The sequence below is a fragment of the Aliifodinibius sp. S!AR15-10 genome (assembly GCF_031569985.1).
Classification (GTDB): domain Bacteria; phylum Bacteroidota; class Rhodothermia; order Balneolales; family Balneolaceae; genus JAMQKA01.
In genome coordinates, this window is the sequence record NZ_JAMQKA010000061.1 from 1 (window position 1) to 13,677 (window position 13,677).

Consider the following 13,677-nt stretch of genomic DNA (forward strand, 5'->3'; position numbering starts at 1 on the left):
ATTGCAGGCGAGACATGAGGACCTCCTCTGATTTGTTAAACAGGATTACAGGAAAGAATGTAAGACGAATCCAGGGGATGGTCCCCTTTTTTTAACATAAAGCCTGAACTCGTTTCAGGATCTCGTAGTGGCACACTTGTCGGTACTGCTTTGACCGTTCATAAGCGTTACCTATTTTTTCCTCACATGATCGCTAATTTCTGTCATAAGATTATTCCTTAAAACCCTCCCAGATTCAGGTACTCATCTGTCCAATAATTTTCCTATTTTGCGCGACTATTAAACAGCCATTAATTCATTAAACACAACTTTACCAATACCCTGATGAGTAACGCCGATTCAAGTGTCAGCGAACAACACGAAATTCGACTTGAAAAACTGGAACAGCTGCGGGAGATGGATGTCGAGCCCTACCCGTATGATTTTGATGTAACACATTCCTCTAAGCAGATCCTGGAAAACCCCAAACTGATGCGCAAGGATGGCCAGGATGAAGATGAGCTGGAGCGCGTTTCTATCGCCGGTCGCGTTATGACGCGCCGCATCATGGGTAAATCCACCTTCTTCAACCTGCAGGATTCCGACGGCGAGATCCAGGTGTACATCCGTCGCGATGATGTGGGGAAAGAAAATTACAATACCGTATTCAAGAAGCTGACTGACATCGGGGATATTGTCGGTATCAAGGGATTTGTCTTTGAGACCGGCACCGGTGAGACCACTGTTCACGCCGAAGAGTTTGTTCTGCTCAGCAAGACCCTCCGCCCTATTCCCATTCCCAAAGAGGTGGAGACAGACGAAGGCGAAACCAAAGTGTATGATGCCTTCACCGACAAAGAGCAGCGATACCGCCAGCGATACCTCGACCTGATTGTGAATCCCCAAGTGCGCGATACTTTCCGCAAGCGCACCGAGATGGTCCAGGCGATGCGCAATATTATGAATGAGAAAGGTTATCTTGAGGTGGAAACTCCAATTCTGCAACCGATCTATGGCGGAGCTTCTGCGCGTCCGTTTGAGACGCACCACAACGCCCTGGACATGAAATTGTATCTCCGTATCGCCAATGAGTTGTACCTGAAGCGGCTGATCGTTGGCGGGTATGACGGCGTGTATGAATTTTCTAAGGATTTCCGCAACGAGGGACTTTCCCGTTTCCACAACCCCGAGTTCACCCAGGTTGAGCTCTATGTGGCATACAAAGACTACAACTGGATGATGGATTTCGTGGAAGAGATGCTCGAGAAGGTCGCCATCGAAATGCACGGATCTACCAAAGTGCTGGTGGGTGACAATGAAATTGACTTTAAGCGCCCCTGGCCACGCATCCCGATGCTGGAAGCCATTGAAGATGAAACCGGCTACGATCTGTACCAAAAGGATCTGGATGAGCTGGAAGAGATTGCTGAGGAACTCAATATTGACCTCGAAGACGGCTTTGGTAAAGGCAAGATTATCGACGAGATTTTTGGGGAATACGTGGAGCCCAAGCTTATTCAGCCGACGTTTATTACGGATTACCCGGTTGAGATGAGTCCCTTGGCCAAGAAACACCGCACCAAAGAGGGACTCGTGGAACGGTTTGAATGTATCTGCAACGGCAAGGAGATCGCCAACGCATTTTCAGAGCTCAACGACCCGGTTGACCAGCGCCAGCGTTTTGAGGAACAGGCGCGACTTCGTGCCGAGGGCGATGAAGAGGCGATGGAGATCGATGAAGATTTCATCCGGGCCCTCGAGTATGGCATGCCGCCCACAGCCGGACTCGGCATCGGTATCGACCGGCTGGCGATGATCATGACCGACTCCGATTCAATTCGTGACGTCCTCTTCTTCCCACAGATGAAACCGGAAAAAGATTAAATGGGTAAATCCCAAATTACAAATAACAAATTTCAAACAACGGCACTATTTATACCTTTGGGCTACAACCCCAGAGTAGCTGTTGTTAATTGTTATTTGAACAATTGACCATTGTCATTTATGAATTTTGAGTGGTATTTGGCCCTGCGATATTTCAAGGGAAAGCGAAAAGGCTCTCGTTTCCTTTCCTTTATTAAAACCATGGCCATTACCGGCGTGGCGGTTGGTTCGGCGGGACTGCTAATCGCACTCTCCATCGTGCACGGGTTTAAATCCGTCATTAACACCAAGATACTGGGATTCGCCCCTCATATCACCGTTACTACTTACTCCAACGACCCAATCTACCGCGCCGATACGCTGCTCGCCACACTTGAAAAGTATCCTGAGATCGAGCAGGCGCAGGCGATAGTCTCGGGTCAGGCGATGATTCAGTCGCCAGATGAGATTAGCGGTATTTTCCTTAAAGGTGTGGACCAACAAGGTGATATTTCCCAGATGCGGTCCTATATCAGCGAGGGGACCTATGACTTGACAACCGACTCCACCGGTCTGCCGGGGATCATCCTTGGCGCTGAGTTGGCCCGGAATCTTCGTAGCGGCGTGGGCTCGGTGCTCACTTCCTACACCATCCAGGGCATCCCAACCCCCCTGAATTCACCGGATATCCAGCAGTTCCGCGTCAGTGGCATCTACCAGACCGGCATCGACCGGTTTGATGATGTATTTGCGATGGTGGACCGTCAGTATGCCCGCGAACTGTTCAAGGTATGGAGTCCAAAAGCCAACGCTGTGGAAGTTAAACTACGGGAGGCCGACCAGATACAAATATTTGATGCACAACTCACCTCCGATATGCCGTTCCCCTATTTTACCGAGACGATATATGATCGATACGGCAATATCTTTGCCTGGGTGGACCTTCAGGAGTCGACGATCCCGTTTGTCATCAGCGTGATGATTATCGTGGCAGCCTTTAACCTGATCGGCACTATACTAATGATGGTGTTGGAACGCACGCGGGATATCGGCATCCTCAAAACCATGGGCGCGCCGGACAAAAGTGTAAAATACGTTTTTCTCCTGGAAGGTTTTTTTGTGGCTGCTGTCGGTCTTGTAATCGGAATTGCTCTTTCCCTGCTGTTCGTCTGGCTGCAATCCACATATCATATCATTCCCCTTTCTGAGCAGAATTATTACATGGCCTATGCCCCGGTAGAACCCCATGGACTCGATTTTTTGATCGTATCAGTGGTGACATTCCTGCTTTGCTCCCTGGCATCCTGGCTGCCCGCCCGCGTGGCCTCCAAGACCGATCCGCTGAAAGTGATTGCCTTTGGGAGATAATGTGATATGTGCGACGCACTTCCAAAGTGCGTCGCACATGCTTTTCTTCAGTACAAGCTCATCGTATAGTTCGAACAAGGCTTATTTGAAGTTCCTCATTCCTATGCTTATAAAAATATTTTTTATGCCTATAGAAAAAAATCCTATCCGCATAAGTTGACCAACGAATAGGCATTCCTTTATTAAGCAACGCCTATTCGTTTTGGAAGCAATACGCATTGCATTGCTGGGCAAAGCGTATAAAGAGAGTCCTCACCAGCTATTTCTTAAACAGGTAGGAATGAGGGGATTTTGGAACTAACTGCAAATATCTATTCTGCTGCAACAAGCACCCACCCCGCACTTTACTTCTGGACGAAGCAGAGTGGTCCTTCCAAGAGGGTATTTTTGGATATGCCATAATCGGGAAACAGGATAGTAGAAACCAGCAAGTTGGATTCCCCTCCTCGGAGGGGTGCCACAGCGAAGCAAGGCGAGGTGGGTTACCTGAGCATAGCTTTACTGGGTCCACTAAACTGAATGCTGAGGCTGTCCAAAAAGTCACTTTCAACAATCAGACCAGTCAATCCTCCTGTCCTCCCCGAAAGTGTTAGGGACAGGCTTTGGAGCCGTGACCGACCACTTGCGGTAGAGGGATTTAGCTTTACTCTACGAAGCCTTGGCAAAGTTGAGGGAGATGATATTACCTTAATGATTACGGCACCCATTTCCCGGTTTGGACTTTTTGGACAGCCTCGTTTAAACCCCGTTCTGGGACCAATTAACCTAGTACCGCCCGCGAATATTCGGTCGAATTTCGGCCTCATATAGTTCACGCAATTTCTTGTGAGCTTCCTTCCCAAGCGGTTGCAGATCGGAAGCACCGGTATTGCTTTCCACATGCGCTTTTTTGGTAGCGCCGGGGATTACCGTCGTCACCTGCGGATGATCTAATATCCAGCGGAGGGCCAGTTGTGGCATCGATCCTTTGGGCATTATATCCTGTATTTTTCGGGTCAGCTCAATGCCTTTGGAAAACTCAATTCCTGAAAACGTTTCGCCCACATTGAATGCCTCCCCATCGGCATTGAAATTGCGGTGGTCATCTTCAGGGAACGTAGTATTTTCATCGAACTTGCCGGTCAGGAGTCCACTGGCCAGTGGCACACGAACGATCAGTGCTACATCCTTTTCAGCCGCTACCTCAAAGAATTCGTTGGCCATATGCTGGCGGAACAGGTTGAAAATAATCTGCAGTGAACCGAGTCCCTCCTGCTGGAGGCAGATTTTAGCTTCTTCTGCAGTCTCAACGCTGACCCCCCAGTGCTTAATCAGCCCTTCATCCTGGATCTTGCGAAAATGGTCAAAGACATCGCCCTTCTCGAGCTGCTCTTTGGGGATGCAGTGAAACTGGTCCAAAAAGAGCTGATCGACACCCAAGTTTTCGAGAGAGCTTACCACATGTTCGCGCATCGCTTTGTAGGTGAAGTTTTGCGGCCAGCCGTAGCCGTCATCTTCCCGTCGTCCCAGTTTGGTCGCCACATAAATATCACGATCGGTCTCTGCTTGCTTCAAAAATTTGCCGATTTTTCGCTCACTAATGCCCATGCCGTAGATGTCGGCGGTATCGATAAAATTGCCGCCGTTATCCAGGTAAGCTTGCAAGATGGAGAAAGCCTCCTCTTCATCGACCTCTCCCCACTCACTGCTTCCGAGCTGCCATGTTCCAAGTCCCACTTCGGCTACTGATGCTTCTTTAAATGAACGGTATTCCATAAATGAGAATGTTTTTTAGTTATAAATTGGTTTAAATACTTCTATCTGAGTTGCTCAATTTGCAGTTACCGATCTACTAGCGCGCTTTGCTTTAAAATTACGCGACAACTATCTGTGGACATGCCCTATCACTTGCGCGGGAATTAATTCCCGCGCTATGGATGAGGCTAATACCTCATGATAGCTAATGAAAAACCTGATTCAGGCTTTTAAAAATAATATTTCAATCGGAAACAGTTTCTACTAGTTTACCGCAGAGTCACGCGGAGAAGGCGCAGAGGTTCGTGGAGATTACTTAGAGAGGTTCTTCTGTAACTGCTTAAATTCCTCCTCAGAGACCTTGAATATAGTGCCGTGTCGCATTCCTTCCGGGAAAGAAACTTTGTCTGAGATATCCTGCCAGTTTTCCAGATCGGTTGAGGTGACGGCGCCCATCTGTCCCTGCCGGTATTTATCAAAATAGACAATCCAGCGGTTGCCAAGCTTCAGCGCAGTGGGACCTTCGGCCCAATATTCACCGGTGATCGGCTGGCTGGCTTCTCCATATGGACCGGTAAGACTTTCACCAAAGGCGACGCGCAGATTCTTTTCAGGCGGCCAGCGCGTTTCATTTTTCAGGAACATCACGTATTGGTCCTCCAGCGGCTTGACCGTGGCATCAATGACATTGAATCCCTGGTCATAGAGCAGCTTCGTTTCTGAAAAAGACTCGAAATCGCTGGTTACACTGTAATACATCCGGTGGTTGTAATTGTCATCTCCTTTTCCAGCCGTCGAGGGAAATCGACCGGGAATCGTTGTAGCCCAGTAAATCATATATTGATCGTTCTCCTCATCGTAAGTAATCTCAGGTGCCCAGGAGTTCAGCGCCTTTTCCTCGTGCTCCATTACCGGCAAAAATTGCTGCTCCGACCAGTTGACCAAGTCCTCGGACGAGGCGTACCCGATCCCCTTCTCATTCCAGCTGACAGTCCACACCATGTGGAATTTCCCGTCCCCGCCACGGATGATGCAGGGATCACGCATCAGCTTGACGCCGCCTGCCGTCGGTGTCAAAATCGACTCCCCTTCGTTCAAGGCCTCCCATTTATAGGCGTCACGACTGTAGGCCAGGTGAAGGCCATCTTCCCCGTTGCCGGTGAAATAGGAGTAGAGCAGCACCGTGTCTTCAGGCACCGTTTGGGCATGGAGTGGCTTTGTGGAAGCCAAAAGCCCAATAATTAAAATTAATATCCCAAAAACCCTTGAGAGACTGTTTATACTCATATTTGATATACCTGAAATGGCACTCATATTATATACATTCATTGTTTATTGCTCACTGTCTGTCGCCACGTCCATCACTCCATAGAAAGCGGGCTTTGGATTATATTCGCGATCAAATAGCAGCGGATAGTTTGTGCGTCCTCCTATCGGGAAATTATTCAACCAGGATTGCCCGTCGTTTAATCCCCAGAAGGTAACGCGGTCGATTTTATCCTGGTGCTTACTGAAGAGCTCAAAAAGGGCCACATATCGCTCCCTGAGTTTTTGTTGCATCGAATCGGGCAAACTCTCAGTATAGGGATTAAGTTCTGCGGGCATTTCTTCCCCATCTTCCGGCACTTCAACATCCACCTGTTCCTCTCGCGGAAGCAGATCGATATCGAGCTCGGTAATCATCACTTTCAGCCCCAGATCTGAAAAGGCCTGTATACTTTCCTCCAGGGCCTCAACAGAAGGAGTGTCAATTTTCAGGTGGGCCTGCATCCCGATTCCGTGGATTGGGATGTCCTTGGATTGAAGGCGTTTCACAAGTTTAATTACGGCTTCACGCTTCTCAGGCTTCGAAAGGTTGTAATCGTTGTAATAGAGCTCTGCATCGGGATCTGCTTCATGGGCATACTGAAAAGCTTTTTCCACGTAATCCTCTCCGACCAGCTCATACCACTTTGACTTTCGGACTTCTCCATTATCCAGCACAGCCTCGTTGAGGACATCCCAGCCGTCGATGCGCCCTTTATATCGGCCCACTACAGTTGAGATATGATCTTTCATTCGCTGCAGCAGCGCTTCACGATTCAATGCATCGCCATCTTCATCGGTAAACACCCAGTCGGAAACCTGTGAGTGCCATACCAGGGTATGTCCTACGATAAACATGTTGTGTTGCTCACCGAATGCTGCGTAACTGTCGGCGGGGCCAAAGTTGTATTCATCCGGCTGGGGATGTACACGCTCCCACTTCAGGAGATTCTCCGGGGTGATGGAGTTAAAGTGCTTGGTGATAAGAGACGTGGCCTCTGGTATGTTTCCATCTATCTGAAACCTGTTGAGGGCTACGCCGATCTTAAACTGATCCTTGTATGCCTGTGCCAGGGCGTTCAGTTCAGATTTGTTTTCATTATTCTCTTGGCTTTGACAACCTGCTCCTATTAAAAAAACCCCAATTAATACCCCTAAAACACTGCGTAATCGTCTGTTCCCCATGACAATCTTTTCAACTTAATGTTCTAAAAAAATGAAACTCCGTTAAAACAAACAGGAGGTAAACTTTCTTCATTGTCCCTTTTCAGTTGACAGTATATATGAATTCTTATCCTCAATATCACCAACCAATAAAATTTACTTTCCAGTTTAGTCCATAATGTAAGATCATCTAATTTCACAGTTTCATCGTTTGAATCAGGATGGACTGGATTAAAGGATTTACCGGATTTCAGGTAAACATTACCATCCTGCAGATCCTCTAATCCTGTAAATCCCGGTTCTAATTTTCATCCTCATACCGCATCAATAACAAATAGCCTGTTTAAGGCCACCTGTACATCGATCGGTTCATACCAATTCAATCGATCGGTTGACTTTGCCTCTATCAATCGGTTGATTCAACCTCAATCGTACGATTGACTCACCACTAGTCGTACGGTTGATACATTACGAATCGATCGATTCGTTTACCACCAATCGTACGGTTGACTTGGTATCAATCGATCGGTTCACTTCAAACCAATCGAACGGTTGATTTTTAATGCATCGTACGATTGGCTTTTTTTCAATCGATCGATAGGTTTTGAATATTTAGGTGAGTTCTTTAAAAGAACTATTAGGGGCTTTGCAAAACCATTCCATGTGAAATTGTCATTGCATCCGCCTCATTTCTCTGACGCCTTTCCTACGATGGGTTTTCAAGAAAGCATGAAACTATCAGTCCCCTCCTGGGAGGGGACCGTTGAACTTCAGCGTTCTGAAATTTAATGTGGGTGGGTTCTCAGCTATAATTATTTAGAATCCGATGAATTCCATTAATTCTCTGAATCTTCTTTCACTGTTTGATCTAAGGGGATCCCCAACTCCTCATAGAGACTTCTTCGCGCCGCTTTATCATTTTTAAGAATTTCGTGGGCAAACTCGGCTACTTGACGGGCATGCTTGCGAGGTACCACAATAACCCCGTCCCCATCGGCCACAACTACGTCACCGGGATATACCAGCACACCGCCCACAACGACCGGCTTGTTTACGGATTCGATCTCATTACGCCCCGGGCGAATTCCACGTCCCCTATTGGCATGATCAAAATAGACCGGAATTTCCTGCTTTATAATTTCGTCCGTATCGCGAACCGCGCCGTTTGAAATCACCGCCCTGGTTCCCAGGCTCTTCCACAACAGACCGTTGTACGATCCCATCGTGCCGGTATCCCCATCACCGCTGGCGTCAATGACCAGCATGGAACCCTCTTTCAGGGAATCCACAAATGGTTCGGGTGATATGTTAGAGTACCAGTTACCTTCCCATTCCTGGAACTCCTCTTTTGACATCGGATTCTTAACCACTTTATTGGTGGGAACATATCGCGCTGTAACGGCAATACCCCTTGCGATGTGGTCGAGCTCTTCAATATCTTTCCACAGTGCTGAAATCTTCTGATCCATCAGCCCCACATCCCGAAGCCCAACCATGTCCATGCCGTCAGAAACGTCGGCCACCCGGAGGTCTTCATAAAGTTTCAAAATTTCCTGGTCTGTCAGCTTTTCCTGTGCATTGGCAGTGGCACAAATTCCCATGAAAACGATTGCCAGTATGCTCCATCTAAATTGCAGTGTTGGTTTATTCATATTTCCCCTTTGATTTGCATTAATAATTGTTTGGATGTCGATTGTTCCTGCTACAAAATAAAAGGGCTAAAAAAGAAAACCACATAGTATCACCTTTGCAGAGTCCACAGAAATATTTTTACCCAGCTATCCGAACGACGCAAATTCAATTCATATTGATGGAGCCGTGCCCATTTGAGCGAACTCTTCCAGCATATGGTCATACTCATCAATTTTATTGTCCCAATCCAGATGCTTGTTTATGGTCTGCAAAGAGTTTTTTGGAAGAGGTTTACTGGCCCCGGTAATCAGATCTTTCATGTAGTGGAAAAGATCATCCTCAGTGTCATACAGAACAGGGGCATGTAGCAATGGTTTTTGCAGGCTTTTAGGAATTAATTCCGGGTAATGAAGCCGATTGGGCAGCAGGGGATGACATCCGCAGTAGATCGCCTCCATGATGGCGACACAGAAAAACTCGTATGTTGCCGTAGAAACGACGATATCTCCACTGTGCAGCAACTCACTGTATCTCTCCTTGTTTTCAACATAACCAAAGTGAGTAATATAACGCCCATACCGCTGCCATGCTTTTTCGAACTCTTCCGGCTTTTCGTGTTGCGTGTCTCCTGCAAGGATCAGATCGAATTTAAGGTCGATATCATTCAGGCGGTTTAGCACCCTGAAAAACATGGCGGGATTGCGGTCAAACTGCCACCGTTGGTTCCAGACAATCACTGGGTGATCATTGGCCTGACGCGTATCCTCTTCCGTGTCAAATCGTTTCAGATCCAGACCGGGATACAAAACCTGGCTCTTTTGGGCAATCCTGTCCACCGTGTTGTAATGTTTGTCCTCCGGATGATTTTCCAGGAAATCCGGTAACGCCTTCATGAAATCATTTTTGTGAAAATGGGAAGAAAAAATAAGCCGGTCGGCCGCCAGCATACTCAGATAGTTGATGTAGCAATAGGTCAGGTCCCGCTCTTCCTCTTCCGGGATCGGCTGGGTGAACTGATTTTCATGCATGTACATGATTTTGGGCACCTCAGAAAACCGGGGGTTGGTAAGCGCCAGAAACGCCGGCAAGTTGGTCATACTGCTCACAAACAGCAGGTCGATATCCTCCTCTACCTCCTTCACCATACCGGCAAGAGCCACCGAATCGCCGTGCATGCGCCATTTCCACCCTTTGTAACTGAGGTTGACGGGAATAATATTATGGCGCGAATGCTCTTTGAGGCCTTTGAGAAAAGCCTTGTGCGATCCGCTGAAAAACGGTTCTACTGCCAGAATGTTCATGTTTTGGATTTTTGAGGGATTGAAGGATTGAGGGATTATAAATACAAATACTCCCGTCATCCGACGTTTATCGGAAGCGCGATTCGATATCTTCGAGCCCAATATACACGATTGTAGGCTTTTTCAAAGGGTCGTTATACGGCTCCTGGCAGGCAAAAAGCTGATCGATAAGTCCCTCCATCTCCTCATTGGTGAGATGCTTGCCCTTGTTGATTGCCGTTTTGGAGGCAAAAGCCACGGCCAGCTTATGACGCTCATCGAGGTCCATTTTGCCCTCCAGCTCCTGGTATTGATGTAGCATCGATTTCAGCACCGATTGCTCATCCCCGATATCAATATCGGCTGGCACGCCGTTGATCATCGCCGTATTCCCACTCATTAGCTGGATATTAAAACCCATACGCTGCATGATGCCGTGGAGTTCCTTGAGCAGGCTGAAGTCGGTTGCCGACAGCTCCACAGTTTGTGCAAACAACAGTTGCTGCGTGCTGGGCAGGGCCGATTCGGTGGCGTTCAAAGCCTTTTCATAAATAATGCGTTTGTGAGCCGCATGCTGGTCGATCATACAGAGGCCGGATCGTGTCTGGGTCAATATATAACTGTTATGGAGCTGCCAGAAATTGCGCTCCTGCCTGTGGTCGGGCTTACTTTTTGGGCTGGACTTTTGCTCCTCTTCAGCACTTCCTTTCTGTTGATACAGCTGCTGGGCAAACTGGTCGCCTTTGTTTGTACTGCCGGAAGATTCCCTGTTAATTCGGGAAGGAATCCGAACCGGGCCACTTTGGCGGGACCTGTGACTTCGTCCACTGCTCCCGCCGCTCTTGAAATTAAAGTTGCTGCTGAACCCCGAATCGAAACCCGAAGAACGTCCCTTACCCTCTTCGCGGTCCACCTGCGGCACCATAAAATGCTCATTCAGGGCCTTTTTCACCACCGACTTCACCAGCTTGATGATGCTTCGCTCATCCTCAAATTTGACCTCTTCCTTGGCAGGATGCACATTCACATCCACCTGCTGGGGATCGATATCCAGGAAGATCGCGAAAAAGGGATACTCGTTGTCCCCCATCCACGGGTCATAAATGCTCAGCGCTACATGGGTGAGATACCGGTGCTGAAAGGGACGGTCGTTAACGAAAAGGAACTGCTCTCCCCTGCTCTTTTTGGTGAGCTTGGGATCAGATAGAATTCCCCTTACAGTGACATAGCTGGTTTCTTCTTTGAACTCGATCAGGCTGGCTTTATAACTTTTGCCAAACATTGCAGCAATACGCTCTTTCATCGGTTGGCCCGCCGTAAGATCATAGATTTCATCCGTGTCAGCAATCACGTTGAACCCGATATCAGGGTGTCCCAGCGCCGCCTGCTGGATTGTTTTAAGAATATGGCGGAATTCAGTGGCGTCAGTCTTCAAAAACTGTCGGCGAGCAGGCACGTTGTAAAAAAGATTACGAACGGCTACCGAAGTCCCGTTGTCGACTGCCGCCGGTTTGAACTCTTTCTCCTCTCCACCCCAAATCTCATATTCGTACCCCATCTCATCTTCCGGCCGCTTGCTCTTCAACTTGACCTGCGACACCGAGGCAATAGAGGCCATCGCCTCCCCACGGAAACCCAGCGTACGCACCCGGAAAAGATCATCCACCGAATTTATTTTGGAAGTGGCGTGCTGCTCAAAACAGAGGCGAATATCCTCTTCTCCCATTCCGCAGCCGTTATCAATGACCTGGATAAGTGTCCTTCCCGCATTTTGGATAACTATTTTGATTTGGTCGGCACCGGCATCAATTGCATTGTCAAGCAATTCCTTGACAACAGAAGCCGGCCGCTGGATCACTTCACCCGCGGCAATTTTGTTGGAAACCTCGGGAGGAAGTTGATGAATTATGGACTGGGATGTATCAGTATTATCGCTCAATATATCGCGTTAGTTTGTATTCTAGTATTAGCGTATGTGGTTTCAAATGCACGGTTCGAAGAAGGGAAAAGTTACCAAAAACTCTTGCTACATTCCATGGACGTCCCGGGTTAATTAGGGTTTGCCAATAATATCTGAAGGTAGGCATTACTAATGCTTTAACAGTATTTCAAACTGCACGTAAGCACGAATCAAGAAAATGGGACACCTAAGAGGAATTAGCTACTAAACGACAATTAAAGCCTCAAGTTTTAAACTAAAATATATTTATTGTGAACAATCATATCCTAAATTATTTATGTATTGACTTGTGATTGCAATAGCTATTTATATATACTAGAGGGTAATTCTATTTCGCACTAACAGTTTCTCAAATGAGTGATAAAAGTTCCGTCATTTATGACAATCATGGCAGACCGATCAACTATCTGCGTCTGTCCGTAACCGACCGGTGTAATATGAGATGTAAGTATTGCATGCCGGCTGCGGGAGTAAATTTTTTACCGCGTGAGGAGTTACTCAGCTATGAAGAGTTGGAACGTGTTATCCGCATTTTGGTACGGTTGGGCATTTCCAAGGTACGCATTACGGGGGGAGAACCTTTTGTACGAAAAAATCTGATCCACTTTCTCACGCGTATCAGTCGCATAAATGGACTCGAAAAAATTGCCCTAACAACAAACGGTACTCTGTTGGCACCTCATCTCCCCAAGCTTGAGGAGATCGGAATCACATCAATAAACCTTAGTCTCGACAGCCTGGACCAAGAACGGTTTGAGTCAATCACTCGTCGAAAACAGTTTGATGACGTGATGGAAACCTTCTACCTGCTCAACGAGAGCTCCATCCCATTCAAGATCAACACCGTGGTGATGAAGGAAGAAAATATCGACGATATCATTCCTCTTTCCGAGTTGACACGGAAATATGACCTGTCTGTGCGTTTTATTGAAGAGATGCCGTTTAACGGCGAAGGTGGAAACGGTTCTGTTCTCACCTGGACCTATGATGAAATTTTATCTCACCTGAAAGACTATTATCCCAATCTGGAAACGATCTCCACGGGCCCACATTCTACATCCACCAACTACAAAGTGCCAGGTTACAGAGGCAAACTCGGAATTATTGCGGCTTTCAGTCGAACATTCTGTGGCACCTGCAACCGCATTCGCATCGACTCGCAGGGGACACTCAAGACCTGCCTCTATGACAGCGGCGTCCTCAACATCAAGGATGTTATCCGCGGTGGAGCAAGTAATGAAGAGATCAGCGACCTTTTCCGTAAAACTTTTAAACAGCGAGCAAAAGATGGTTTTGAAGCTGAACGGAGAAGAAAAGAGAAGGTGAATGAATCAATGTCTGTTATTGGCGGTTAGGAACCTGGCCGAATGGTTATCAAAGCTCATTCGTGTC

General features: G+C 47.5%; 9 protein-coding genes. 3 read left to right on the forward strand and 6 right to left on the reverse strand.

What is annotated here, in order from left to right; genetic code table 11:
• Positions 1–324 precede the first annotated feature (324 nt).
• Both lysS and NC796_RS23675 read left to right on the forward strand, forming a co-directional pair.
• Positions 325–1,863 carry a lysine--tRNA ligase gene (lysS, locus tag NC796_RS23670; protein ID WP_310688290.1) on the forward strand — a complete coding sequence of 513 codons (1,539 nt, stop codon included), beginning with the start codon at positions 325–327 and terminating at the stop codon, positions 1,861–1,863.
• Positions 1,864–1,983: 120 nt separating this feature from the next.
• The gene (locus NC796_RS23675; RefSeq protein WP_310688291.1) at positions 1,984–3,210 is read left to right on the forward strand and encodes an ABC transporter permease; all 1,227 of its coding nucleotides are present in this window, start codon (positions 1,984–1,986) and stop codon (positions 3,208–3,210) included.
• A 765-nt stretch (positions 3,211–3,975) separates the two neighbouring features.
• Here NC796_RS23675 and NC796_RS23680 read toward each other — a convergent pair.
• The 6 genes from NC796_RS23680 to mutL all read right to left on the reverse strand — a co-directional run bounded on the left by NC796_RS23680 (position 3,976) and on the right by mutL (position 12,264).
• Complete coding sequence (locus NC796_RS23680; RefSeq protein WP_310688292.1) at positions 3,976–4,965, reverse strand: aldo/keto reductase; 990 nt, start codon at positions 4,963–4,965, stop codon at positions 3,976–3,978.
• A 291-nt stretch (positions 4,966–5,256) separates the two neighbouring features.
• On the reverse strand, positions 5,257–6,231 hold the full coding sequence (locus tag NC796_RS23685) for a glycoside hydrolase family 43 protein (RefSeq protein WP_310688293.1): 975 nt from the start codon (positions 6,229–6,231) through the stop codon (positions 5,257–5,259).
• Between the two features lie 45 nt (positions 6,232–6,276).
• Complete coding sequence (locus tag NC796_RS23690; protein ID WP_310688294.1) at positions 6,277–7,434, reverse strand: endo-1,4-beta-xylanase; 1,158 nt, start codon at positions 7,432–7,434, stop codon at positions 6,277–6,279.
• Between the two features lie 815 nt (positions 7,435–8,249).
• Positions 8,250–9,065 carry an RraA family protein gene (locus tag NC796_RS23695; RefSeq protein WP_310688295.1) on the reverse strand — a complete coding sequence of 272 codons (816 nt, stop codon included), beginning with the start codon at positions 9,063–9,065 and terminating at the stop codon, positions 8,250–8,252.
• Between the two features lie 150 nt (positions 9,066–9,215).
• Positions 9,216–10,346 (reverse strand): DUF3524 domain-containing protein, encoded by a 1,131-nt coding sequence (locus tag NC796_RS23700; protein WP_310688296.1) that lies wholly within the window; start codon positions 10,344–10,346, stop codon positions 9,216–9,218.
• 67 nt (positions 10,347–10,413) lie between these two features.
• Entirely contained in the window at positions 10,414–12,264 is a 1,851-nt protein-coding gene (gene mutL, locus NC796_RS23705; protein ID WP_310688297.1) for a DNA mismatch repair endonuclease MutL, read from the reverse strand.
• A gap of 374 nt (positions 12,265–12,638) precedes the next feature.
• Here mutL and moaA point away from each other — a divergent pair, with 374 nt between their 5' ends.
• Positions 12,639–13,640: a GTP 3',8-cyclase MoaA gene (moaA, locus tag NC796_RS23710; protein WP_310688298.1), complete on the forward strand. Its 1,002-nt coding sequence runs from the start codon at positions 12,639–12,641 to the stop codon at positions 13,638–13,640.
• The last annotated feature ends 37 nt before the right edge of the window (positions 13,641–13,677 follow it).

Excerpts from the sequence above, each read along its gene's own strand:
- NC796_RS23700 (WP_310688296.1), bottom strand. The coding sequence starts at position 10,346 with ATGAACATTCTGGCAGTAGAACCGTTTTTCAGCGGATCGCACAAGGCT.
- NC796_RS23690 (WP_310688294.1), bottom strand. The coding sequence starts at position 7,434 with ATGGGGAACAGACGATTACGCAGTGTTTTAGGGGTATTAATTGGGGTT.
- NC796_RS23680 (WP_310688292.1), bottom strand. The coding sequence starts at position 4,965 with ATGGAATACCGTTCATTTAAAGAAGCATCAGTAGCCGAAGTGGGACTT.
- NC796_RS23675 (WP_310688291.1), top strand. The coding sequence starts at position 1,984 with ATGAATTTTGAGTGGTATTTGGCCCTGCGATATTTCAAGGGAAAGCGA.
- lysS (WP_310688290.1), top strand. The coding sequence starts at position 325 with ATGAGTAACGCCGATTCAAGTGTCAGCGAACAACACGAAATTCGACTT.
- moaA (WP_310688298.1), top strand. The coding sequence starts at position 12,639 with ATGAGTGATAAAAGTTCCGTCATTTATGACAATCATGGCAGACCGATC.
- NC796_RS23685 (WP_310688293.1), bottom strand. The coding sequence starts at position 6,231 with ATGAGTATAAACAGTCTCTCAAGGGTTTTTGGGATATTAATTTTAATT.
- NC796_RS23695 (WP_310688295.1), bottom strand. The coding sequence starts at position 9,065 with ATGAATAAACCAACACTGCAATTTAGATGGAGCATACTGGCAATCGTT.